Source organism: Streptomyces caatingaensis (assembly GCF_001187435.1).
Classification (GTDB): Bacteria; Actinomycetota; Actinomycetes; order Streptomycetales; family Streptomycetaceae; genus Streptomyces; species Streptomyces caatingaensis.
Genome location: NZ_LFXA01000009.1, coordinates 448,743 through 473,322, shown reverse-complemented (window position 1 = coordinate 473,322; position 24,580 = coordinate 448,743). Strand labels below are relative to the sequence as shown.

Genomic DNA, 24,580 nt, shown 5'->3' with positions numbered 1-24,580 from the left:
CCCTCGACCGCATGGCGCTCTCCACCACTCCCGAGGCCCCCCTCCCCGTCGGTCAGGTGTCCCGGCTGATCGGCGGCTGGATCGACCGGCTCGGAGCGGTGTGGGTGGAGGGGCAGATCACCCAGCTCTCCCGCCGCCCGGGGGCGGGGGTCGTCTTCCTGACGCTGCGCGACCCGTCGCACGACATCTCCCTCTCCGTCACCTGCTACCGCGCCGTCTTCGACCAGGTCGCCGACGTCGTCGCGGAGGGCGCGCGGGTCGTCGTGCACGCCAAGCCCGAGTGGTACGCGCCCCGCGGCTCGCTCTCGCTGCGCGCGGCGGAGATCCGCCCGGTGGGCGTCGGGGAGCTGCTCGCCCGCCTGGAGCGGCTGAAGAAGCAGCTCGCCGCGGAGGGCCTGTTCGCGGCGGACCGCAAGCGGCCGCTCCCGTTCCTGCCGCAGCTGATCGGCCTCGTCTGCGGCCGCGCCTCGGCGGCGGAGCGCGACGTGCTGGAGAACGCGCGGCACCGCTGGCCCGCCGTCCGCTTCGAGGTGCGCAACGTGCCCGTCCAGGGCGTGCACGCGGTGCCGCGCGTCATCGAGGCGGTCCGGGAGCTGGACGCGCACGACGGCGTGGACGTGATCGTCGTCGCCCGCGGCGGCGGCAGCGTCGAGGACCTGCTGCCGTTCTCGGACGAGGAGCTCGTCCGCGCCGTGGCCGCCTGCCGCACCCCCGTCGTGTCGGCCATCGGCCACGAACCCGACGCGCCCCTCCTGGACCTGGTCGCCGACCTGCGCGCCTCCACCCCCACCGACGCGGCCAAGCGCGTCGTGCCGGACGTCGGCGAGGAGCTGACCCGCGTCGGACAGCTCCGCGACCGCGCGCTGCGGGCCGTCACCGCGCTGCTCGACCGCGAGGAGCGCGGGCTGGCCTCCGTCCGGGCGCGGCCGTGCTTCGAGCGCCCGCAGCGGATGGTCGAGGAGCGGGAGGAGCAGGTCGAGGCGCTGCTGGCGCGCGGCCGGCGGACGTTCGGGCACCTGCTGGACCGGGCCGACTCCGAGCTGACGCACACCCACGCCCGCGTCGTCGGCCTCTCCCCGGCGGCGACGCTGCGCCGCGGCTACGCGGTGCTCCAGCACGCGGACGGCTCGGTGGTCCGCTCCCCCGCCGAGGTCGGAGCGGACGAGGAGCTGCGGGCGCGGGTCGCGGAGGGCGGGTTCACGGTGCGGGCCGTGGCCGGCGGGGCGGCGTAGGCCAGGCCCTACGCTGGTCGGCATGGCGAACAACACCGACGGGGCCCAGGCACAGGAGCGGACGACGCTCGGCTACGAGCAGGCGCGGGACGAGCTGATCGAGGTGGTCCGCCGGCTGGAGACGGGCGGGCAGACGCTGGAGGAGTCCCTGGCCCTGTGGGAGCGCGGCGAGGAGCTGGCCAAGGTGTGCCGGCACTGGCTGGAGGGCGCCCGGGCGCGGCTGGACGCGGCGCTGGCGGAGGAGGCCGGGCAGGAGGACTGACACCAGGGGTGCAGGCGGTTTGATTGAAGTTTCAGTTGAATCTTCACATACCTTGCAGTACGGTGGTGCTTGGCCGGCCACAGAACCACCGCAAGACGAAGAAGGTCACCCCCCATGTCCCTCGCCCTCGACACCGCCGCCCAGGACCTCCTCTTCCGTGAGGCCCACACGGCCAACACCTTCACCGACGAGCCGGTGTCCGACGAGCAGATGCAGGCGCTCTACGACCTGATCAAGCTCGCGCCCACCGCGTTCAACCAGTCGCCGCTGCGGATCGTCCTCGTCCGCACCGAGGAGGCCCGCGAGCGCCTCGTCGCGCACATGTCGGACGGCAACAAGGCCAAGACCCGCACCGCCCCGCTGGTCGCGATCCTCGCCGCGGACAACGAGTTCCACGAGGAGCTCCCCCAGCTGTTCCCGGCCTTCCCGCAGGCCAAGGACGCGTTCTTCAGCGAGCGCCCGGTCCGTGAGCGCTCGGCCGCGCTCAACGCCTCGCTCCAGGCGGGCTACTTCATCCTGGGCGTCCGGGCCCTCGGCCTGGCCGCCGGCCCGATGACCGGCTTCGACGCCGCCGGCGTCCAGAAGGAGTTCCTGGACGACGACCACACCCCGCTGATGGTCGTCAACATCGGCAAGCCGGGCGCGGAGGCCTACTACCCCCGCTCCCCGCGCCTGGCCTACGAGGAGGTCGTCTCGGTCGTCTGACGGCCGGCTCCCCCGAGGGCTGATCCCGGTGCCGGGGTCAGCCCTTCGGCTTGCCCGCCTTCAGCGCCGCGGCCATCTCCGTCAGCCGCCGGTCGGACGCCGTGCCGGCGACCACCGTCGTCACTCCGCGCTCCTCGCGCACCAGCGCGTTGTACTTGTCGCCCTCCCAGCGCTGCCAGACCACGCCGCCGACCTTCTCGGTGCGGCCGGTCCGCCGCGCGTGCTGGGTGGACGCGTCCGCGAAGTCCCGCGTGCGGTCGCTCTGTTCGATCTGGACGTACTCGGTGTCGGGGTCGACGAAGCCCAAGTGCCAGTACTTGCCCTCGCGTTCGCTCTCCTTGTACCAGACCGACGTCGCGCGCCAGTCCTTGCCGAGCCCCTCCGGCGCGAGCACCGGATAGGGCGCGGCCCGCCGCGCCGACTCGGTCGCGACGCGGTACTCGACCGTCTTCACCGCGTCGCCCTTGCCGCCGTGCGGCAGGAAGAGCCATGCCGAGCCCGCCACCGGAACCACCACCGCCAACGACAGCAGCAGATTCCGCACCGTCTGATTCTTACCGTTCCTGCCAGCCACGCCCCCCATCGTCCCCCATGCCCGAGTGGATCTCGACGCCGGAGGGGGTCGGGAACCGGCCAACGGGCCCGGCGGCCGCCTTGACGGTGCTCATGCGTGGGGCGCCCTGCTCATTCTCGAAATCAGCGGATAAAGTCATCAGCACCCTCACCCCCCTGGCCCACCGGGACGGGGGGACCCCACGGCCGACGCCGTACAGAAAGGTGCGCCCCGATGACCGATCATCATCTGCCGTCCCAGCTCGAGGTCAGCCCGGAGGCACCGGACCGCAACCTCGCCCTGGAGCTGGTCCGGGTGACCGAGGCGGGCGCCATGGCCTCGGGCCGCTGGGTGGGCCGCGGTGACAAGAACGGCGCGGACGGCGCGGCCGTGCGCGCCATGCGCGCGCTGATCCACACCGTCTCGATGAACGGCGTCGTCGTCATCGGCGAGGGCGAGAAGGACAACGCGCCGATGCTCTACAACGGCGAGCGCGTCGGCGACGGCACCGGCCCCGAGTGCGACGTGGCCGTGGACCCGGTGGACGGCACGACGCTGACGGCCAAGGGCATGGCCAACGCGGTGTCCGTGATGGCCGTGGCCGACCGCGGCTCGATGTTCGACCCGTCCGCGGTCTTCTACATGGACAAGCTGGTCACCGGCCCGGAGGCCGCCGACTTCGTCGACATCACCGCGCCCGTCGCGGTGAACATCCGCCGCATCGCCAAGGCGAAGCGTTCCGCCGTCGAGGACGTCACGGTCGTCGTCCTGGACCGCCCCCGCCACAACGGCCTGGTCAAGGAGATCCGCGAGGCGGGCGCCCGCATCAAGTTCATCTCCGACGGCGACGTGGCCGGCGCGATCATGGCGGCCCGCGAGGCCACCGGTGTGGACCTGCTGCTGGGCGTCGGCGGCACACCCGAGGGCATCATCGCGGCCTGCGCGATGAAGTGCCTGGGCGGCACCATCCAGGCCAAGCTGTGGCCCAAGGACGACGAGGAGCGGCAGCGCGCCCTCGACGCCGGGCACGACCTGGACCGCGTCCTGCAGACGGACGACCTGGTCGGCGGGGAGAACGTGTTCTTCGTCGCCACCGGCATCACCGACGGCGAGCTGCTGCGCGGCGTGCGCTACCGCTCCGAGACGGCCACCACCCAGTCCCTGGTGATGCGGTCGAAGTCGGGGACGATCCGGCAGATCGACTCCGAACACCGGCTGTCGAAGCTCCGCGCCTACAGCACGATCGACTTCGAACGGCCCAGCTGAGCAAGCGAGTTGACCGGGGTGCACGCCCCGGTCCCTTCCTTTCACCGTTTCCAGCGGGACTCGGCCCCGCGCCCCCGGCCGGCCGGCGGGAGGCGCCCCCGTGAAGCGAAGAAAGGCAGGGACCGAGGCGTCAGCCCGCCGCGGCGACCCGCGTGGCCCGCTGGAGCTCCGCCTCGCGGCGCCGCCGGCGGGCGAGGACGACGCGGCGCTCGGCCGCGGTGAGCCCGCCCCACACCCCGTACGGCTCCGGCTGGAGCAGGGCGTGCTCGCGGCACTCGACCATCACGGGGCAGCGGGCGCAGACGCGTTTGGCCGCCTCCTCCCGGGAGAGGCGGGCGGCCGTGGGTTCCTTTGACGGTGCGAAGAACAGCCCTGCTTCGTCCCGGCGGCACACCGCCTCCGAGTGCCAGGGGCCTGCCTGATCCCGCGCGGACATCCGCGCGGACGGTACGGCGGCTTCCTGCAGGGGCTGATGCGGTAGCAGCACGGTCCACTCCTGACGACGGCTTTGCTCGGCCGGTTGAGTCACCCTTGCCCGTCTCACCCTGCACGGCCATTCGCACCCGCAGCCGTACGAGAGACGATGCACCAAGCTTTACCCGCTGTGCGCGCTCTTATTCACACCGTTGCCACGACTGGAACACCGTCCGTCACCACCGTCCCCGGCGGCCTTGCGGCGGCGGAACTACCCCGCCGCGCGCAGGTCCTTGACCCGCTTGCCGCGCTTGGCCTTCCCCGCGACGCCGCCGAACAGCGCGCAGCCGGTGATCAGCACGGTGGGCGCCTCGGGGTCGGAGGCCTCGTGGGAGTCCACGTCGAAGCCGCCGAAGATGCCGGTGCCGGCGGAGCGCAGCGAGACGTTCTCCGGGACCTTGACCTCGACGCCGCCGAAGAGCGCCCAGGTGCTGATGGTGAGCTGCCGCTCCTCGAACAGCGCCTCGGTGAGGTCGATCTCCACGCCGCCGAAGAGGGCGAACGCGTTGATCCGGCCGCCCGCGCGCCAGCGGCCCTTGCGGGTCGCGCCGCCGAAGACGGCGACGAGGTTCTCCGCGGGCCGGACGGGGGCGCCCGGCGGGCGCGGGGCCGCGTACGCGTCGGCCGCGGCCGACGCGGCGGCCGGGCGGGCCGCCGGCAGGTCGCGCACCAGCGGCTCCAGCTCGCCCATGGTGCGGGCGCGGTACGCGGCGTCGATCCGCTCGGCGTGCTCGTCGGCGGTGAGCCGGCCCTCGGCCAGCGCCTCGCGCAGGATGTCCGCGATCCGGTCGCGGTCCGCGTCGGAGGCACGGAGCTCGGGCCCGTGCGCGGGCCCCGGCGCGGGCCCCGCCGCCTTGGTCAGGGATACCTGTTGTTTCTCCAGCGCTGACTCGTCCACGGGCCCAGGATAGGCGAAACGCGATAGATCGCGATAGCACAGGAAGTGGAGGAGTGCGCTCCGGTGCCGGGTGAGGCTTGCCTCACCAACCGGCCGGGCCCGGCGGCGCCTACGCTTGGCTCGCATACCACCCGCAGAGTGAGTGAGGGATCGCCGCGATGTCTCGGCCCGAGTTTGCCCATACCGATCTCCTGCCCCTGGGCGAGGACAGGACGCCGTACCGCCTGGTCACCTCGGAGGGGGTGTCCACCTTCGAGGCGGACGGCCGCACCTTCCTCAAGGTCGAGCCCGAGGCGCTGCGCAAGCTCGCCGAAGAGGCGATCCACGACATCCAGCACTACCTGCGCCCGGCGCACCTCGCCCAGCTGCGGAAGATCGTGGACGATCCCGAGGCCTCGGCCAACGACAAGTTCGTCGCCCTCGACCTGCTCAAGAACGCCAACATCGCGGCCGCGGGCGTGCTGCCGATGTGCCAGGACACCGGCACGGCCATCGTCATGGGCAAGCGCGGCCAGAACGTCCTCACCCGGGGCGGCGACGAGGAGGCGCTCTCCCGCGGCATCTTCGACGCCTACACCAAGCTCAACCTGCGCTACTCCCAGATGGCCCCGCTGACCATGTGGGAGGAGAAGAACACCGGCTCCAACCTGCCCGCCCAGATCGAGCTCTACGCGACCGACGGCGGCGCCTACAAGTTCCTCTTCATGGCCAAGGGCGGCGGCTCGGCCAACAAGTCCTTCCTCTACCAGGAGACGAAGGCCGTCCTCAACGAGGCGAGCATGATGAAGTTCCTGGAGGAGAAGATCCGTTCGCTGGGCACGGCCGCCTGCCCGCCGTACCACCTGGCGATCGTCGTCGGCGGCACGTCCGCCGAGTACGCGCTCAAGACCGCCAAGTACGCCTCCGCGCACTACCTCGACGAGCTCCCGGAGACCGGCTCCCCGCTCGGGCACGGCTTCCGCGACAAGGAGCTGGAGGAGAAGGTCTTCGAACTCACCCAGAAGATCGGCATCGGCGCGCAGTTCGGCGGCAAGTACTTCTGCCACGACGTGCGCGTCGTGCGTCTGCCGCGGCACGGCGCGTCCTGCCCGGTGGCCATCGCGGTCTCCTGCTCCGCCGACCGCCAGGCCGTCGCGAAGATCACCGCCGAGGGCGTCTTCCTGGAGCAGCTGGAGACGGACCCGGCGCGCTTCCTGCCGGAGACGACCGACGAGCACCTGTCGGACGACGACGTGGTGAGGATCGACCTCAACCGTCCCATGGACGAGATCCTCGCCGAGCTCACCAAGTACCCCGTCAAGACCCGGCTCTCGCTCACCGGCCCGCTGGTCGTCGCCCGCGACATCGCGCACGCGAAGATCAAGGAGCGGCTGGACGCGGGCGAGGGCATGCCGCAGTACCTGCGCGACCACCCCGTCTACTACGCCGGCCCGGCCAAGACCCCCGAGGGCTACGCGTCCGGCTCCTTCGGCCCGACGACGGCCGGCCGCATGGATTCCTACGTCGAGCAGTTCCAGGCCGCGGGCGGCTCCAAGGTCATGCTCGCCAAGGGCAACCGCAGCAAGCAGGTCACCGACGCGTGCGCCGCGCACGGCGGCTTCTACCTCGGCTCGATCGGCGGCCCGGCGGCGCGCCTGGCCCAGGACTGCATCAAGAAGGTGGAGGTCCTGGAGTACGAGGAGCTGGGCATGGAGGCGGTCTGGAAGATCGAGGTCGAGGACTTCCCGGCGTTCGTCGTCGTCGACGACAAGGGGAACGACTTCTTCACGGACCCGGCGCCGGTGCCCACGTTCATGAACATCCCGGTGCGGCCGGCCGAGTAGGCGTCCCCCTCCGGGCTTCCGCCGCCCCGCGCTCACCGCGCCGGGCGGCGGAGCCCGCAGGAAGCGGCGGCTAGGCGAAGCGCTGGGACGGGGAGTCGTCGCAGGGCTGGAGGCGGACCGGGTCCTCCGGGGCCGACAGGGTCAGGCACAGGCCCGGGGCCGCCACCGGGCGGAACGTTCCGCCGGAGTGGGCGAAGCGCTGGTTCCCACCGCCGTGGCAGTTCCACAGGGCCACCGCCGTCCCCGCCGCGTACCGGCCCTCCGGCACGTCCACGCACCGGTCGTGCGACAACGCCGCGTGCAGCGTGCCCCGTTCGGCGTCGAACCACCACTCCTGGTTGCGGTTGCCCGTGCAGGGCCATCCGCCGACCTCGGTGCCGTTGCGCGTCACCGCTCCGTACGCGTCGACGCACGCGCCGTTCGCCGCGTTGCGCAACGGCCGGTACGCCTCGTCCCACGAGCCCTCGCGCAGCACCGGCCTGTCGGTGCTCGCCGGGTCGGCGCAGCCGGCCTCGCGGTAGCCGGAGGCGTAGAACTGGCCGATGCAGGAGGCGAACGCCGCGTGGCCGCGCGCGTTGGGGTGGAAGGACTGCCGGACGGAGTTGGCGTCCGGCGGGACGGGGTTGGAGAGGTCGAGCCAGAGCCCGCGCACCCACGCGTTCTCCATGCACACCTCGTGCCCGTGGAAGAGACGGGAGTTGTCGAGGAAGTACGCCCCCGACTCCAGCGCCGCCTTGCGCATGCCGCGCTCGAACGCCGGCACCGCCGCGTTGCGGCCCCAGGCCGAGTCGGAGGTGTAGCCGACGCAGCCGCCCGGCAGCTTGCCGGGGTAGTCGGGGTTGTCCTCGAAGTCGGGGCCGATCGGGCTCGGGTAGCCCATGACGACGAGCTTGTAGTCGTCGTTCGCGTACCCCGCGCCGGACATCACGGCGCGCAGGTCCGCCACGGTCTTCTTCACCTTCGGCACGAGCCCGTCGACCCGCGCCTGCCAGCCGGGCGCGTACTTGGGCTCGCAGGGGCCCTGCAGCGTGAGGTAGCGGGTGACGCAGTCGGTGATCACCGGGCCGAACTGGAGGTCGTCGTTGGCCCCGGCGACCAGCAGGACCATCTTGACCCGCGTGTTGCGGGCCTTGACCGCCAGGTTGTCGCTCTGCACCAGCTCGTCCGCGTACTGCTTGGTGCCGCCGATGCGGATGTTGCCGGTGTCGGCGCCGGAGCAGGCGACGTTGTAGGTGACGTCGGCGGGGATCGACGTGCGGTGGATGGCGGAGTCCGGTGAGCGGTGGCACCAGTTGGACGGGCCGTTCGTGCCCGGCTCGTAGGTGCCGACGCCCTCGCCGCTGATCTCGCTGTCACCCAGTGACACCAGCGACGTCTTGCGCTGCGCGAGCGGCCGCTCGGCCGCGTCGCCGTACAGTCCCACCGCCTCCGCGGCCCGTATCTTCTCCAGCTCGGGAGAGAGGGGGGTGGAGGCGGGCGAGCGCGTTTCCGCGCGGGCGGACGGGACGGTTGCGGCCATTCCTCCGAAAACGGCCGCGAAAGCCGTCAGGGCCGCGAGTGAACAGCGCAGGGTGGGTCTGCGTGTCATGGAGCCTCCCCGATTTCTTGTGTTACCCGCGGTATTTACTGGCTGGTAGTGGCCTTTGGGAACACGTGGAACGAGCCAAACGCTGTAGCGGACAGGAGGTAGTGAGGATGACCGAGAGCGATCAGTACCGGACCGAGCACGACTCGATGGGCGAGGTGCGGGTGCCCGCCCACGCCAAGTGGCGGGCGCAGACGCAGCGTGCCGTGGAGAACTTCCCGATCAGCGGGCAGCGGCTGGAGCGCGCGCACATCGCGGCCCTGGCCCGCATCAAGGCGGCCGCCGCCAAGGTCAACGCCGAACTCGGCGTGATCGACGCGGACATGGCACGCGCCATCGAGGAGGCGGCCGGCGAGGTGGCGGAGGGCCGCTGGGACGACCACTTCCCCGTGGACGTCTTCCAGACCGGCTCCGGCACGTCGTCCAACATGAACACCAACGAGGTCGTCGCCACCCTGGCGACCGAGCGGCTGGGCCGCGCCGTGCACCCCAACGACCACGTCAACGCCAGCCAGTCGTCCAACGACGTCTTCCCGTCCTCCATCCACATCGCCGCGACGGCCGCCGTCACCGGCGAGCTGATCCCCGCGCTGGAGCACCTCGCGGGCGCGCTGGAGCGCAAGGCCGGGGAGTTCGCCGAGGTCGTCAAGTCCGGGCGGACGCATCTGATGGACGCGACGCCCGTCACCCTCGGCCAGGAGTTCGGCGGCTACGCGGCCCAGGTCCGGTACGGCGTCGAACGGCTGCGCGCCTCGCTGCCGCGCCTCGCCGAACTCCCGCTCGGCGGAACGGCGGTGGGCACCGGCATCAACACCCCGCCCGGCTTCTCCGCCGCGGTCATCGCCGAGGTCGCCCGCGCGACCGGGCTGCCGCTGACCGAGGCCCGCGACCACTTCGAGGCGCAGGGCGCGCGGGACGGACTCGTCGAGACGAGCGGCCAGTTGCGGACGATCGCGGTCGGCCTCACGAAGATCGCCAACGATCTGCGGTGGATGGCGTCCGGGCCCCGGACGGGGCTGGCCGAGATCAACCTGCCCGATCTGCAGCCGGGTTCGTCCATCATGCCGGGGAAGGTCAACCCGGTCGTCCCGGAGGCCGTCCTCATGGTCGCCGCCCAGGTCGTCGGCAACGACGCGACGGTCGCGACGGCCGGCGCCGCCGGGAACTTCGAACTCAACGTCATGCTGCCGGTGATGGCGAAGAACCTGCTGGAGTCGGTGCGGCTGCTGGGCAACGCGGCGCGGCTGCTCGCCGACCGCACGATCGACGGCATCACCGCCAACGCCGAGCGCGCCCGCGAGTACGCCGAGTCGTCGCCCTCCGTCGTGACCCCGCTGAACCGCTTCATCGGCTACGAGGAGGCGGCGAAGGTGGCGAAGCGGGCGCTCGCGGAACGCCGGACGATCCGGGCCGTGGTGCTGGAGTCCGGGTATGTGGAGCGCGGGCTCCTGACCGTCGAGCAGTTGGACGAGGCGCTGGATGTTCTGCGGATGACGCGGCCGTAGTCCGCGAGGGGGGTGCCCCGGACCCACCCCCCTGCGGCGCACGTCACGGCACACCCCCCACCCCGCCCCCTAAGATCTGCGCATGACAGCGCAAGTGGAAGCGGAACCGCCGACGGACGGCACCGGACACTGGTCCCCCGGGGACCACATCCTGTGGCGCTACCGCGCCAACGCCACGGACCGCGTCCACATCTGCCGCCCCGTGACCGTCGTCCGCGACGACCCCGACCTGCTCGCCGTCTGGCTCGCCTCGGGCACCCACTGCGTACGCCCCGTCCTGGCCGACGGCACACCCCCGTACCAGGAGCCCCTCGCGACCCGCTACACCAAGCCGCGCACCACCGCCGTCGGCACCTGGACCGGCACGGGCGTGCTGAAACTCGCACGGCCCGGACAGCCCTGGTCGGTCTGGCTCTTCTGGGACCTCGACTGGAGGTTCCGCAACTGGTACGTGAATCTTGAGGAACCGCTCGCCCGCTGGGCCGGAGGGGTCGACTCCGAGGACCACTTCCTGGACATCGCCGTCTATCCGGACCGGCGTTGGGAGTGGAAGGACGAGGACGAGTTCGCCCAGGCACAGTGCGTGGGACTGATGACGGCCGCCCGGGCCGAGGAGGTGAGGGCCGCCGGGCGCGCGGCGGTCGAGCACATCGAGTCCTGGGGCGCGCCGTTCACCTCCGGCTGGGAGCACTGGCGGCCCGACCCGGCCTGGCCGGTGCCTGCGCTCCCCGACGACTGGGACCTCCGGCGAGTGTGACGGGCGGAAGCGCTTGCCGCCGCCCCGCGGGGCGACCGTAGGATCGTGCTCCGTGATACTGCACGGTGCCAATGGATATGACGCCGTGTCATGAGAAGAGTGAGTCCACGCGAGAACGAGAAGGGGCGCAGCCGTGAGCGGTGACGACGAGCAGCGGGCCGACGGGGCTTATGCCGGTTACGTCCTGACGGGCCTGGACCGCAGCGGCCAGGCCGAGGCGTTCGACGCCATCGGCGACCGCTACGACGAGGCGTTCCCGCACAAGGACGGACAGCTCGCGGCGGGCGCCTGGCTGGCGGAGTCGCTGCCGGCGGGCTCGCGCGTGCTGGACATCGGCTGCGGCACCGGCCTGCCGACGGCGCGCCAGCTCGTGGACGCCGGGCACACGGTGGTGGGCGTCGACCTCTCCGCGGGGATGCTGGAGCTGGCCCGCGCCCACGTTCCGGAGGCCGAGTTCCACCGGGCGGACCTCGCGGAGCTGAGGGACGGCCGGCTGGGCACCTTCGACGGCGTCGCCGCGTTCTTCGCCCTGCTGATGCTGCCCCGGCCGGAGATCCCGCACGCGCTGCGGATGCTGCACGGGCTGCTGAGACCGGGGGGGCTGCTGGCGCTCTCGATGGTGGAGGCGGACGTGGACGACTATGCGATACCGTTCCTCGGCAACACGATCCGGGTATCGGGTTATCTGCGCGACGAGTTGCGGGAGGTCGTCCGCGCGGCGGGCTTCGAGATCGCCGGCGAGAGCTCGCTGGCGTACGCCCCGTTGAGCACGGACGTACCCCCCGAGATCCAGCTCTTCCTCAATCTGCGACGCGCCGCCTGACCACGGTGCGCCCTGTGCGACCGGGCTTACGGCCCCGACGGATGGAACCCCACGCGTGACGGAGCACACCGACTCCCACGGAGGACAGCGGAATGCCGCAGTCCGGCCCACCCCCGCGCCGGCCGCAGCGCCGCGCCCCCGCGCCGGCGACGAGCCCGACGAGGCCCTGCCGCTGCCGCGCGGGGCGCGTGCCGTGCGGCCGGTCATGAGCGGCGGCCTCGACGGACCGGCGGACCCGCCCGACGGCACGGGCGACGAGGGCCGTGCCCACCCGGCGGCCGAAGGCCCCCGGTCCGCGGGCGGCGGCGGGGAGCGGCTGCGCTTCGTCGGCGCGGCCACCCGCCGGATCGCCCGCGGCATCGACCTGGACGAGATCGTGCTGGGCCTGTGCCGGGCCACCGTGCCGACCTTCGCCGACGCGATCCTCGTCTATCTCCGCGACCCGCTGCCGGTCGGCGACGAGCGGCCCGTCGGCCCGGTCGTGCTGCGGCTGCGCCGTACCGACCGGCTGCCGGAGTACGCCCGCGGCCTGGGCGCCGCCGACTCGGTGTGGGGCGGCGAGCCGCCCGCCGTCCCCGCGCAGGCGGGCGAGCCGGGCCTCGGCCTGGAGCTGGCCGACGCCGCGGCCGAGCGCTGCGAGGTACGGATAGGCGGGCCGCTCGCGGAGGTGCTGCGGGGCGTCCGGCCCGTCTTCGGGGACTCCTCCGCCGCGCGGGCGGCCCTGCCCGAACTGCTGGGCGCCGACCGGCCCGTACCGCAGCAGCGGCGCACGATCCTCGCCCCGCTGCGCGGCCGGCGCCGGGTGATCGGCGCCGCGGTGTTCATACGCCGGCCCGACCGGGCGGCCTTCGAGGGCGACGACCTGCTGGTCGCCGCGCAGCTGGCGACACACACGGCGCTCGGCGTGGACAAGGCCGTCCTCTACGGCCGCGAGGTCTACATCGCCGACGAGCTCCAGCGCACCATGCTCCCCGACTCCCTCCCCCAGCCCACCGGCGTCCGGCTGGCCAGCCGCTATCTGCCGGCCGCCGAGACCGCCCGGGTGGGCGGCGACTGGTACGACGCGATCCCGCTGCCCGGCAACCGCATCGCGCTCGTCGTCGGCGACGTGATGGGCCACTCCATGACCTCCGCCGCGATCATGGGCCAGCTGCGCACCACCGCGCAGACGCTGGCGGGCCTGGACCTGCCGCCGCAGGAGGTCCTGCACCACCTGGACGAGCAGGCGCAGCGGCTGGGCTCGGACCGGATGGCGACCTGCCTCTACGCGGTGTACGACCCGGTCTCGCACCGCATCGTGATCGCCAACGCGGGCCATCCGCCGCCGATCATGCTGCACCGGGGCGGCCGCGCCGAGGTGCTGCGGGTGCCGCCGGGCGCCCCGATCGGCGTGGGCGGGGTGGACTTCGAGGCCGTGGAGCTGGACGCGCCGGCCGGGGCGACCCTGCTGCTGTACACGGACGGCCTCGTGGAGTCCCGGATCCGGGACGTGTGGACCGGGATAGAGCAGCTGCGCGAGCGGCTGATCGACACCGCGCGCCTCACGGGCCCCAATCCGCCGCCGCTGGAGCCGCTGTGCGACGAGGTGCTGGGCATGCTGGGCCCGGGCGACCGGGACGACGACATCGCCCTGCTCGCGGCCCGTTTCGAGGGAATAGCGCCGAGCGACGTCGCGTACTGGTTCCTCGACCCGCGGCCGCAGACGGCCCGGCAGGCCCGCCGGCTGGCCCGGCGCGCGCTGGACCGCTGGGCGCTGGGCGAGCTGAGCGACTCCGTGGAGCTGCTGGTCAGCGAGGTGATCACCAATGCGGTCCGGTACGCGGAGCGCCCGATCACGCTGCGTCTGCTGCGGACGAACGTGTTGCGCTGCGAGGTGGGCGACGACGTGCCCCAGCTCCCCCGGCTGCGGCAGGCGCGGCCGTCGGACGAGGGCGGCCGCGGGCTGTACCTGGTGAACAAGCTGGCGCGGCGGTGGGGCGCGACCCGGCTGAGCACGGGGAAGGTGGTGTGGTTCGAGCTGCCGCTGCCGTCGCGCCCGCAGGGGACGTGAGGCGGCGGGCCTGAGGCACGGAGTGTGACGGCGCCACCCGTCCGGCCGTACCGGGTCGCGTTCCGGACGGCGTCCAAGGCCCTGTTGCCGACGCGCTGTCGACGGAGTTGACTGGCCGACTGGAGGGCGGCCCGTCCGGTGCCCTCGTCATCACCCGTAGCGGGATTTCCGGGAGGCGTCCCATGACCGACTCGGCGCAGCAGACCCCGTACACCACCAACAACGTGGGCATTCCCGTGGAGAGCGACGAGCACTCGCTCACCATCGGTGACAGTGGTCCCATCCTGCTCCAGGACCACTACTTGATCGAGAAGATGGCCCAGTTCAACCGGGAGCGGGTCCCCGAGCGGGTGGTGCACGCCAAGGGCGGCGGCGCCTACGGCACCTTCCGGGTGACCAACGACGTCAGCCAGTTCACCAAGGCGGCGCTCTTCCAGCCGGGGAAGAGCACCGAGGTGCTCGTCCGCTTCTCCACGGTCGCGGGCGAGCAGGGCTCGCCGGACACCTGGCGCGACCCGCGCGGCTTCGCCGTCAAGTTCTATACAGAACACGGCAATTACGATCTCGTGGGCAACAACACCCCGGTGTTCTTCGTCCGCGACCCGCAGAAGTTCCAGGACTTCATCCGCTCCCAGAAGCGCCGCCCCGACAACGGCCTGCGCGACAACGACATGCAGTGGGACTTCTGGACGCTGTCCCCCGAGTCGGCCCACATGGTGACCTGGCTGATGGGCGACCGCGGCATCCCGCGGACCTGGCGCCACATGAACGGCTACGGCTCGCACACGTTCATGTGGGTCAACGCCGGCGGCGAGAAGTTCTGGGTCAAGTACCACTTCAAGACCGACCAGGGCATCGAGTGCCTGACCCAGGAGGAGGCGGACCGCCTGGCCGGCGAGGACCCGGACCGCCACCGCCGCGACCTGTACGCGGCCATCGACGGCGGCGAGGCCCCGTCGTGGACCCTGAAGGTGCAGGTCATGCCGTTCGCCGACGCGGCGGACTACCGCTTCAACCCCTTCGACCTGACGAAGGTGTGGCCGCACGCCGACTATCCGCTGATCGAGGTCGGCACGATGACCCTCGACCGCAACCCCGAGGACTTCTTCGTCCACGTCGAGCAGGCGTCCTTCGAGCCGTCGAACCTGGTGCCGGGCATCGGCCCGTCCCCCGACAAGATGCTCCTCGGCCGCCTCTTCTCCTACCCCGACGCGCACCGCTACCGCATCGGCCCCAACTACGCGCAGCTGCCGCCGAACCGGGCCCACTCGGCGGTCAACTCCTACGCCAAGGACGGCGCGATGCGCTACGAGCCGTCCGCCGCGGCCCGACCGTACGCCCCCAACTCCTATGGCGGCCCGGCCGCTTCGGCGCAGTTCGGCGACATCGCCGGCTGGTCCGCCTCCGGCGAGATGGTCCGCGAGGCGTACAGGCTCCACCGCGAGGACGACGACTGGGGCCAGGCCGGCACGATGGTCCGCAGGGTCCTCGACGACGCGGCCCGCGACCGCCTCGTCGACAACGTCTCGGGCCACCTCCTCAACGGCGTGAGCCGCCCGGTCCTGGACCGCGCCTTGCAGTACTGGCGCAACATCGACAAGGAGACGGGCGACAGGATCGCGACCCGGGTCAACGGGGGCTGACGGGGCTCGTGTGACCGGTGCCCCTGCTCCCGGCCGGGAGCAGGGGCACCGGTCACACGGACGCCGCGAACGCCGGGCGTTCTACCACTTGTTGGTGCACTGCACGCCGTACGGTGCACCGCTGCTCTTGTAGAAGCCCACGCACGCCCGGTAGTAGTAGTCCTCGCCGCCGAGCATGTTCGACCAGTCCGAGGAGTTGTACGCGCTCGGGGTGTCGACGCTGAGCGAGCGGATCAGGTTGCCGCTGCGGTCGTACTTCTCGATCGTGGCGTACGAGCTGTACCAGGAGGGGCTGGCCTTCTGCGTCGTACGGACCCAGGCCGCACGGCAGTTGTAGGACCAGCGCAGTTCGGCGACCCGGCCGTTGTTGTCGACGGTGCCGTGGCCGACGGCGTCGCTCTCGCACCCCGTGCCCTTCGGGCCCTTGTTGTCGCAGCTGGTGCCGTAGCAGCCCGCGGCGTAGGAGGTGCCGGCGAGCGGGATCAGCCCCATCACGACGGTGGCGGCCGAAACGGCGGCGACGCGAGAAGCGATCTTGAGCATGGAATGTCCTTACGTACAAGTCTCAATGAAATGCGGAACGGCTCGGACGGGCATTCCGTCGAATCGGTTCCGGTGACGAAGAATCCGCCGCATCGGTCCGGTCCGCGAGGATCCGGTCACCCGATGCCGATAAATATAAAGGCCCATTAAGTTCGTTGTCCAGAAAAGCGGAACCGCTTCTCCCGGAAAACCGCGGGGCCTTAGGGAGCGTTCCGTCCGGCGTCGATCAAACCCCCGACGACCAGCAGGATCGCGGGAAATCCGATCAGCAGGAAGGCCATGGTCCAGCCCATCCGCGGCGTTGTCCTGCGCGCGACCTTCCTGCACAGCGGGATCGCGAACAGCAGGTAGAGGAAAGCGCCGAAGAAGGCCGCGTACAGGAAACCCATGAGGAATTCTCCTTTGCCGACGGGAAGAGGGGAGGGAGGCCGGCCGGTGTGCTCCGGTTCCCCCTCCCCTCGGCGCGGGGTCACCTCACCCGCGGGTTGTTCTCGCGGTTACCGGGTGAGGTTGACGTCGAACTGCTTTTCCGGCTCGTCGCAGTGCGCGACCTTGCCGGGCCGGTTCCCGGGCCCGTCACCGAAGACCGGGACCGGTGCGTCCACGCCCCACGGGTTGCCGCCGCTGCCCCGCGTGGCCACGCCGCACCAAGCGTAGGCGTTGCCGTTCGGAGCGGTGCCGGGGAAGTTGGAGAAGTTCTTCCAGTCCCCGCCGCTGATCCGGTGGTTGGACGGACGGCCGAGGTTGTCCGTCATGCGGTCGTCGACGTACAGGTAGAGGTCGGGCATGTAGGACTGGTACACGATGCCGTTGGACGGATTCGCGTCGTCGTTCTTCAGGTAGTGCGTCGGCTTGACCGAGCCGTCGGCACAGAAGGCGGCGGCGATGTCCTGCCAGATCGGCGGCGCGTTGCCGATCACGGAGCCCCACATGTTGTTGTTCCACGACCCGCTGTTCTTGAAGAACATCGAGTAGATGTCCCCGGCGAACCGCCTCACCGCGTGGTTGGTCTCCGTGTCGGAGTTGACCTCGTCGACCCACTTCTTGACGTTGTCGTTGATCGACTGGTGGCCGACCATGGCGCGGTAGCCGTGCACGCCGCCGCCGACGGCGCGGAAGTCCACGCACTGCTTGGCGTCGTCGAGGCGCGCGGCCCGGAAGTGCGGGAAGTACGCCTGACCGGGCGTGTCCCCGTCCTCGTAGGGCCGCGAGTACTTGACGTCGCCGTACTCCAGCGCGTCCTGGGTGGTGTAGTCGATGTCCGGCGCGGGGATCCCGTAGTCCGCCTCGATCGCCTTCATGATCTTCGTGACGAAGTAGGGCAGGTGGGCGTTGCCGACCCGGGCGCGGTAGTCGGACCCGACGCTGCCGTCGACGATCTTCCCGTCCTCGCCGACCACGAAGGTCACGCTCACATCGGACTTGATCTTGTAGCTGTTCGGGTCCTTGTACGCCTCGGAGGCCGGCTTGGACGGGTCGGGACGCTCGTTGGCCATGGCCATCCACCGCGGGATCGACATCGCCGGGGCGGAGCCGTCGGCGTTCGGCTTCCAGCCGCCCGCCTTGATGTCCTTCGCCCACCTCTCGGCCTCGTCATAGGTCTTCTGACCCGTGCACTCGCCCACGGCCTTGGCGTCCTTGCACCGCGCCTCGTAGGTCAGCCCGAAGGCCTCGACCCCGTTGCCGTTGTTGTTCCACAGCGGTGCCCGCTCGGCGAGCCCCAGGCCCCACTCGTAGAGCGACTTCATCGACCGCACGGGCGTCTCGAGCGACGTCACCGGCGAGTTCGAGTTCAGCTCCTGGTTCGGGTCGAAGACCGCGGCGGCGGTCAGGGACCGCTGGACGAACTTGCCCTTGATCGGCTTGAACGCCACCGAGTTCCAGGCGATGTCCTGGTCGGCGGTGCCGTCCTTCGTGTAGTTCGTCAGCTTCACCTTGGGCGTGGACGTGAACTTGTAGGCGCCCAGCGACACCCACTTGCCGTTGTTGGCGTTCTGGTCCACGACCCGCTCGTACGGGCCGCCGACGGCGCCGCTGACGATGTACTTCGCCTGCCTGGTCTGCGCCCCGGTGTCGGGGACGTAGGCGTAGACGGCGGCGAGGTCGTACGACTTGCCCGCCGTCCACTCGCCCTCGACCACCATCCGGTTGGCCCCGCCGCCGAGGTGGTCGTCGTTGCGGGTGTGGGTGTACCAGAAGTGGCCGCCGTGACCGCCGCCGATCGAATGCAGATCGGCCTTGGCCTCGTAGTGCCGGTCCATGTCGGGATAGAAGGTGAACTGGAACTCGCCCGTCGTCCGCGGCTTCCCACAGCTCGACCACGTCTCCGTGCCGGCCGGGATCGAGGTCACGACGTCGGAGCCCTCCGGCGCACCGCCGCACACCGGCTCACCGTTCTTCAGCCGGTAGCCGCGACCGGGCTCGGAGCGCAGGGTGGCGTACTTGATCTTCTCGTTGCCGCACGAGTCCTTGCAGTCCGACTTCCAGGTGGCGTTCTCCTGGTTCCACCAGAACTGCCGGTAGCACGCCTCGTCGGGGCAGTCGACCGGGCTGCCCGGGTTGCAGCCGTTGCTCTTGTTGCAGAAGGTGTCCAGCGACGGGCTGACGCGGGAACGGCTCTGGGGAGTGAGCCACCAGGCGGGCTGGAAACCCGCGGTGGAGTAACCCGACTCGCCCTTCCAGCCCTGCTTGCCGTCCGTGTCGTAGGAGAAGCCGGTGTCGATGGACCAGGCGGCCCAGCCCATCACCTTCTCCTCGTACGGCCAGTCCTGCGGGTGCGCCGCGTCACGGATGTTGTCCCTGCTGAGGGAGGTGTCCATGAACGGGTGGTCCCAGGCGCCCTTCTTGTACATCGGGTTCGCCGGGTTGTTGTACCAGCCCAGGCCCCAGTGGCCGCCGTTCTTGCCCGACTCCGACCTGGGGTTGAAGCCGAGGTTGTAGTTCCAGACCGCCGTGAACCAGTTCTCCACACGGGACGGGTCGTCGTTGTTGACCGTGATCCGCTGGCCGTCCGTGTGGACCTCGTTCCACTTGTCGGCCAGGATCTTCATGGAGGCGGCGATGTTGGTGGCGTAGTCGATCGCGATGATCTTCTGCAGCTTCGGGTCGAGGCTCTTCTCGACCTTCTGGCCCGTCTGCTTGTCCGTCTTCTCGTGGCCGGCCAGCCGCATGCCGTCGGTGACCTGGCCGACGCCGTAGCCGCAGTCGGACTTCTCCCAGTTGATGCGCCAGTAGCCGAGGAGCGTGTCCTTCGCGCTGTGGCCGTAGTAACCGTCCACGGCGGCCAGCGGGTTGCCCATCTGGCCGGGGATCGAACCCGACTCGGCCTGCCACAGGTTGGACTCCTGCGCCAGGATGCCGAGCAGGACGTTCGCCGGGATCCGGCCCCCGCCGTTCAGCGACGGGAGGGGGAACAGCCCCTGCGGGTCGATCGTCCCCAGCCCGGCCTGGTCGCGGTAGTCGCCCTGCCGGATCCACTTGCTGCGCAGCTCACCGCGGACGGCCATGTCCACCGCCCACTCGACCTGGTTCGGCGTCGGCTGCAGCGCCTGCACGCTCATGTCGTTGCGGGAGATGGAGCACCAGCGGTCGGTGTCGGTGGGGTCGTGGGACACCGGTCCCCAGTCGGGCGCGGCGGCGGTGCGGGCCAGCGTGCGCGGCCGGCTGCCGCCGGTCAGCGCGGGGGAGAGGCCGTTCTTGAGGCGCGGCGGCGTCGAGGCCACCCGCTGCTCGACCTTGTCCCCCGTCGTCGTGGCGGTCGACGTGACGGTCAGCGTGGCGTCGCCGCCCGCCGCACCCGGGGCCTTCCCGGAGCGCGAACGCACGCCCGCCTCGGGCTCGTCCGCCTTGTCGAAGCCCTTCCCGCCGCCCTTGATACGGGTCAGTCCGGCGCGGACCCCGGGGGTGAGCACCGGGTCGACGGCGAGGCGGCCGAGGGACGAGACGTCGGTGTCGGCCGGCGCGTCGATCCTGGTGATCCCGCTCCCCTCCGCCTTCACGTCCTGGGGACGGCCGGTGAGGAAGGCGCGGCCCTGCGCACCCTGCACGAGCTCCAGTTCACCGAGGCGTCCGGTGGCCACCGTGCGCGGTGCGCCGTGCCCGCTGTACACCTTCGCCTGCGCCGTCTTCGTGCCCTTGCGGTCCACGAAGCCGATCCGGCCGTCGGCCAGGGGACGGATGTCGAAGGGGATGCTGTCGCCGCGGGCGAGCCGGCGGGTCTTCCCGCCGTCGTCGATCCGGACGAGATCGCTGCCGAGGCCGGCGACCACGCCGCCCTTCACCGGGGCGGCCGACGACACCTGGCCGCGCAGCTCGCCGGTCCTGGCGACCGGCCTGCCGGCCGTGTCCACGGTGATCACCTGCGTCTTCACCTGCGACGCGTCGTTCATGTCGCGGTACTGGGTGAAGGCGGCGGTGTGGGTGGCGGTGTTGCAGGTGGGGTCGAAGTAGGCGAGGGTGGCGGTGAACGGCAGCTTCGTCACCTCGCCCGTCTTCGTGTTGACGATCGCCGTGAACGCGCCGCCCTGCATCAGGTCGGGCTTGTTGGTGAACGCGCGCGGCGCGTAGACGGCGGCGACATGGGAGTCGTCCATGACGCACTGGTTGCCGATCCACGTGTCGGCGGGCATCCCCGGCTCGTTGAGGACGGCGGCCGTCTTCCACGCGTAGGCCTGGCCCGACTCCGCGGCGAGGATGCGCAGGCCCGCCGAGTCGGCGGCGGCGGTGACGGCCTGGTCCTTCGAGGTCTTCCAGTTCTTCCCGAGGTGCTCGTCGGGGTCGGTGACCGCCCCCGAGCCCGTTCCCGGACCCGTCGGCGCGCCGGCCGGCTTCACCTCGGCCGGCGGGGCGTCCGGTGCGGCGAGCGCCGCACTGCTCTGTATCAGCCCGGCCAGGACGGCGGCGGCCACAAGCCCCGCCATCCCGGCACGGGCCGGTCTGAACGATGTCAACTCTTCCGTCTTTCTTCGCAGTTGGCACGCGACGGAAGGGAGTGATGATGCGCGATGCACCGTATCCGCGCCTCCCCCCGGCGTCGGTGCGACGGCTTGACGGGCCACGAAAGCACGTCCGCCGAATGATCGCGCTCATCTAAGACCGGAATAAAGCCCTTGTGCAAGGCGGAAGTTGACCGCATCCAGCGCACGGCAAACGTCCCGGCGAGCCTTTCTCGCCGGGCGCTTGCGAAGGGGAAGGGAGAACGGCCGGGCCCGGCCCCTCCCCGATATCAACCGCCGTCAGGAGCGGGAAACCGGGGTATTACCCCCACTTGTTGGTGCACTGCACGCCGTAGGGGGCGCCGCTGTCCTTTTTGAAGCCGACGCACGCGCGGTAGGAGTAGTCGTTGCCGCCGAGCATGTTCGACCAGTCCGAGGAGTTGTACGTGTCCGGGGTGTCGACGCTGAGCGAACGGACCAGCTTGCCGGACTTGTCGTACTTCTCGATCGTGGCGTAGGAGCTGTACCAGGACGGGGTGGCCTTCTGCGTCGTACGGACCCAGGCGGCGCGGCACTTGTCGGACCAGCGCAGCTCGGCGACGCGGCCGTTGTTGTTCACGGTGCCGTGGCCGACGGCGTCGCCCTCGCAACCGGTGCTCTTCGGGCCCTTGTTGTCACAGCTGGTCCCGTAGCAGCCCGCCGCGTAGGACGTGCCGGCGAGCGGGATCAGTCCGAGCACGACGGTCGCGGCGGAAACGGCGGCGACACGAGAAGCAATCTTGAACATGGAATACCCTTGCGTGCATTGACGTGGGTCAGGAAGAACCCACAGGCGCGACAGCCAGAGGGAAATACGCGACTCCGGCACGACGTATGCACAGCACGACCACAAACCCCCCCGGCTCATGAAATCACCGGCACATCCCGCTGGATCGAGGTCATGTGGCGGCGCTGATCAATATAGGGTTCCCCGGCACCGCTGTCCACCATGGACATGACCACCCATTTCTCCCATTGCAGGTGGGCGAACGCACGAAGCGGCCGCCGCGCCCCTCGCGGAGTGCGGCGGCCGCTTCGTCCTGTGCGTCCTTCTAGGACGACGGGCTCGGGCTCAGGCCGTTGATGTGGATGCCGTCGTCGTTCCCGCCCGGACCACCGTTGTCACCCGGCGGGTTGGGCTTGCGGGTGTTCGTCGCCGGGGGCGTGATCGGCGGCTTCGGCGTGTGCGGCGGCTTGGGCGTGTGCGGCGTGTTCGGCGTCTCGGGCGTCTTGGTCGCCGGAGGCGTCTTCGTCGCCGGGGGCGTCTTCGTCGCCGGCGGGGTGGACGGCGGCGTCGTCGACGGGGCCTGCGTCACCGGGGGCGCCGTGGTGGCGGGCGGCGGCGGGGCCTGGGTGGCGGCGCCGTTCTCCGTCTCCAGGTCGAACTTGGCGGTGGCGTCGTCGCCGAGGGCGGCGTCGGTGTAGTCGGCCCAGATCTCGGCCGGGAAACCACTGCCGTTCATACGGGGCAGACCACCGGCGCCGTAGAGCGGCTCCTGCTTACCGCCGGGTCCTTCACCGAACACCGCGACCACCGTCGTGAGGTCCGGCGTGTAGGCCGCGAACCAGGCCGCGCGGTCCTGCTCGGCCGTACCGGTCTTGCCGGCGACCTGGAAGCGGTCGCTGCGGAACTTGTTGGCCGTGCCGTCGTCGCTCTCCACGACGCTCTTGAGGACGGCGGTCACACCGTCCGCGGCGTCACGCTTGATGACTTCCTCGCCACCGGACGACTTCGGCAGGTCGATGTTGTTGCCGCCCCGGCTGATGGTCTTGATGATGCTGGGCTCGACCTTCACGCCGTGGTTGTTCAGCGTGGCGTAGGCACCGGCCATGTGCAGCGGGCTCTGCCCCATCGCGCCGAGCGCCATGGCCGGCTTGGTGACGAAGTCCTTCACCTTGGGGTTCATGCCGAGCCCGACGGCGGTGTCCTTGACCTTCTCCAGCCCGACGTCCACGGCCATCTGCGCGAAGACCGGGTTGATCGACTTCTCCATGCCGTACTCGACGGTGACCGGCCCGTAGCTGTGCTGGTCCTCGTTCTCGGGGGCGTAGCCGTCGGCCCCCGGGCCCTGGATCACATGCTTGTTGTCACCGTTGTAGATGGTGTTGGCGTTGATCGGCTTGCCGTCCTGCGTCTTCGCCTCGTTGGCCAGCGCGGACGCGTAGATGAACGGCTTGAACGTCGAACCCGGCGTGAAGTCCTCCCGGCTGGCGTTGTTGATCCAGTGGTCCGTGTACTTCTTGCCGCCGTACATGGCGACGATCTTGCCGGTCTTCGGGTCCACCGAGACGGCACCCGGCTGGACGGCCTTGTCGATCTTGCGGGCGCCGGGGTCGAGCTTGCTCCACAGCTGGTCGTCAACCGCCTTCTCCAGGGCGGCCTGACGCTTGCGGTCGATGCTCAAGGTGATGGTGTAGCCACCGGCACCGATGTTGCCGCCGGCCTTCTTGATGGCCTCCTCCGCCTGGACCTTGGCCAGGTCGTAGAAGTAGCCGTTCTGCCCCTTGAACGTCCTGTCGGGCTTGACCTTGCCCACCTTGGGGAAGGTCATCTTCTGGCGCGCCTCCTTGGTGAGCCAGCCCTTCTCGACCTCCTTGTCCAGGACGTAGGCCCAGCGCTCCCTCGCCTTGCGCTTGCCGGTGTCGGTGCCCGTCACCACGTCGTACTGGCTGGGGGCCTGGAGCAGCGCGGCGAGGTAGGCGGCTTCCTCGGTGTTCAGCTTGCTGACGTCCTTGTTGAAGTACGCGTGGGACGCGGCCTGGACGCCGTAGGAGTTGCGGCCGAAGAAGCTGGTGTTGAGATAGCCCGTGAGGATTTCCTCCTTGGACTTCTCGTTCTTCAGCTTCAGCGAGATGATCAGCTCCGTCACCTTGCGGCTGACGGTCTGGCGCTGGTCCAGGTAGTAGTTCTTCACGTACTGCTGGGTGATCGTCGAACCACCCTGCTTGCCCCGGCCCATCACCGTGTTGAGGATGCCTCGCGTCGTGCCCATGAGGTCGACGCCGGAGTCGTCCCAGAAGTCCTTGTTCTCGGCCGCGATGACCGCGTTCTTGACCGAGTCGGGGATCTGGCTGTATTTGACCTCCTCACGGTTGAACGCGCCGTCCCGCTTGATGACGGTGCCGTCCTCGAGCTTGTAGACGGTCGCCTGCGCCTTGGCCGCGTACTTGCCGTCCTTGGGGACGTCCACGTAGAGGTACAGCGCGACGAAGGCACCGACTCCCAGGGCTATGAGCCCGAAGAAGTAGGCGAGCAGCTTCTTCCAGGTGAAGAACCGGCGTATACCGGCCTTCTTGGGCTTCCTGCCTCTGGCGCTGCGGGCGGGACCGCCCTTCTTCTGCGCCCGTCGTTCTTCCGCTCGGCCCATCTCTCCCGTAGCTCCAGTCTGTCCGCCCCCAACCCAGCTCACGAAGCTAACACCGCAAGTGTGACCAAAGGCCCATCGATCAAGGGTTTGGCGCACGTGACATATAGCACCCCCGGGGGA

At 70.6% G+C, this 24,580-nt stretch carries 19 protein-coding genes; 10 read left to right on the top strand and 9 right to left on the bottom strand.

Translation table 11 applies throughout. From position 1 onward, the window contains the following. Positions 1-11: 11 nt before the first annotated feature. The 3 genes from xseA (at position 12) to AC230_RS15400 (ending at position 2,199) form a co-directional block, all read left to right on the top strand. A complete protein-coding gene (gene xseA, locus AC230_RS15410) occupies positions 12-1,232 on the top strand; it encodes an exodeoxyribonuclease VII large subunit (RefSeq protein ID WP_049716740.1) in 1,221 nt (406 codons plus the stop codon). A 22-nt stretch (positions 1,233-1,254) separates the two neighbouring features. Further along, complete coding sequence (locus tag AC230_RS15405; RefSeq protein ID WP_049716739.1) at positions 1,255-1,494, top strand: exodeoxyribonuclease VII small subunit; 240 nt, start codon at positions 1,255-1,257, stop codon at positions 1,492-1,494. A gap of 114 nt (positions 1,495-1,608) precedes the next feature. Further along, on the top strand, positions 1,609-2,199 hold the full coding sequence (locus AC230_RS15400) for a malonic semialdehyde reductase (protein WP_049716738.1): 591 nt from the start codon (positions 1,609-1,611) through the stop codon (positions 2,197-2,199). Positions 2,200-2,236: 37 nt separating this feature from the next. Here the strand turns inward: AC230_RS15400 and AC230_RS15395 are convergent, their stop codons facing one another. Beyond that, positions 2,237-2,743, bottom strand: coding sequence for a DUF4245 domain-containing protein (locus tag AC230_RS15395; protein ID WP_338399800.1), 507 nt, complete (start codon positions 2,741-2,743; stop codon positions 2,237-2,239). Positions 2,744-2,986: 243 nt separating this feature from the next. Between AC230_RS15395 and glpX the strand changes: the two genes are divergently transcribed. Beyond that, positions 2,987-4,018: a class II fructose-bisphosphatase gene (gene glpX, locus AC230_RS15390; RefSeq protein ID WP_049716736.1), complete on the top strand. Its 1,032-nt coding sequence runs from the start codon at positions 2,987-2,989 to the stop codon at positions 4,016-4,018. 130 nt (positions 4,019-4,148) lie between these two features. On the opposite strand, the gene AC230_RS15385 is transcribed toward glpX, so the two are convergent. Both AC230_RS15385 and AC230_RS15380 read right to left on the bottom strand, forming a co-directional pair. Then, on the bottom strand, positions 4,149-4,454 hold the full coding sequence (locus tag AC230_RS15385; RefSeq protein ID WP_198535530.1) for a WhiB family transcriptional regulator: 306 nt from the start codon (positions 4,452-4,454) through the stop codon (positions 4,149-4,151). 249 nt (positions 4,455-4,703) lie between these two features. Beyond that, positions 4,704-5,390 (bottom strand): DUF1707 SHOCT-like domain-containing protein, encoded by a 687-nt coding sequence (locus AC230_RS15380; protein ID WP_422125590.1) that lies wholly within the window; start codon positions 5,388-5,390, stop codon positions 4,704-4,706. Between the two features lie 158 nt (positions 5,391-5,548). Here AC230_RS15380 and AC230_RS15375 point away from each other — a divergent pair, with 158 nt between their 5' ends. Then, positions 5,549-7,213 carry a fumarate hydratase gene (locus tag AC230_RS15375; RefSeq protein ID WP_049716734.1) on the top strand — a complete coding sequence of 555 codons (1,665 nt, stop codon included), beginning with the start codon at positions 5,549-5,551 and terminating at the stop codon, positions 7,211-7,213. Positions 7,214-7,283: 70 nt separating this feature from the next. On the opposite strand, the gene AC230_RS15370 is transcribed toward AC230_RS15375, so the two are convergent. Further along, complete coding sequence (locus tag AC230_RS15370) at positions 7,284-8,801, bottom strand: ricin-type beta-trefoil lectin domain protein (RefSeq protein WP_049716733.1); 1,518 nt, start codon at positions 8,799-8,801, stop codon at positions 7,284-7,286. Between the two features lie 107 nt (positions 8,802-8,908). On the opposite strand from AC230_RS15370, the gene AC230_RS15365 reads away from it, so the two are divergent. From AC230_RS15365 to AC230_RS15345, 5 genes are all read left to right on the top strand, one after another. Further along, the gene (locus tag AC230_RS15365) at positions 8,909-10,303 is read left to right on the top strand and encodes a class II fumarate hydratase (protein WP_049716732.1); all 1,395 of its coding nucleotides are present in this window, start codon (positions 8,909-8,911) and stop codon (positions 10,301-10,303) included. 82 nt (positions 10,304-10,385) lie between these two features. Then, complete coding sequence (gene fomD / locus AC230_RS15360) at positions 10,386-11,060, top strand: cytidylyl-2-hydroxypropylphosphonate hydrolase (protein WP_049716731.1); 675 nt, start codon at positions 10,386-10,388, stop codon at positions 11,058-11,060. Positions 11,061-11,193: 133 nt separating this feature from the next. Further along, entirely contained in the window at positions 11,194-11,883 is a 690-nt protein-coding gene (locus tag AC230_RS15355; RefSeq protein ID WP_049716730.1) for a class I SAM-dependent DNA methyltransferase, read from the top strand. 55 nt (positions 11,884-11,938) lie between these two features. Continuing rightward, a complete protein-coding gene (locus AC230_RS15350) occupies positions 11,939-13,933 on the top strand; it encodes a SpoIIE family protein phosphatase (protein ID WP_241833230.1) in 1,995 nt (664 codons plus the stop codon). Positions 13,934-14,115: 182 nt separating this feature from the next. Further along, complete coding sequence (locus AC230_RS15345; RefSeq protein ID WP_049716729.1) at positions 14,116-15,576, top strand: catalase; 1,461 nt, start codon at positions 14,116-14,118, stop codon at positions 15,574-15,576. A gap of 81 nt (positions 15,577-15,657) precedes the next feature. Here the strand turns inward: AC230_RS15345 and AC230_RS15340 are convergent, their stop codons facing one another. From AC230_RS15340 to AC230_RS15320, 5 genes are all read right to left on the bottom strand, one after another. Further along, on the bottom strand, positions 15,658-16,119 hold the full coding sequence (locus AC230_RS15340; protein ID WP_049716728.1) for a DUF2690 domain-containing protein: 462 nt from the start codon (positions 16,117-16,119) through the stop codon (positions 15,658-15,660). A 200-nt stretch (positions 16,120-16,319) separates the two neighbouring features. Further along, complete coding sequence (locus AC230_RS15335; RefSeq protein ID WP_049716727.1) at positions 16,320-16,508, bottom strand: hypothetical protein; 189 nt, start codon at positions 16,506-16,508, stop codon at positions 16,320-16,322. Positions 16,509-16,616: 108 nt separating this feature from the next. Then, positions 16,617-21,038 (bottom strand): golvesin C-terminal-like domain-containing protein, encoded by a 4,422-nt coding sequence (locus AC230_RS15330; RefSeq protein WP_053161181.1) that lies wholly within the window; start codon positions 21,036-21,038, stop codon positions 16,617-16,619. A gap of 337 nt (positions 21,039-21,375) precedes the next feature. Further along, the gene (locus tag AC230_RS15325) at positions 21,376-21,840 is read right to left on the bottom strand and encodes a DUF2690 domain-containing protein (protein ID WP_049716726.1); all 465 of its coding nucleotides are present in this window, start codon (positions 21,838-21,840) and stop codon (positions 21,376-21,378) included. Between the two features lie 304 nt (positions 21,841-22,144). After that, the gene (locus AC230_RS15320) at positions 22,145-24,460 is read right to left on the bottom strand and encodes a transglycosylase domain-containing protein (RefSeq protein ID WP_049716725.1); all 2,316 of its coding nucleotides are present in this window, start codon (positions 24,458-24,460) and stop codon (positions 22,145-22,147) included. Positions 24,461-24,580: the final 120 nt, after the last annotated feature.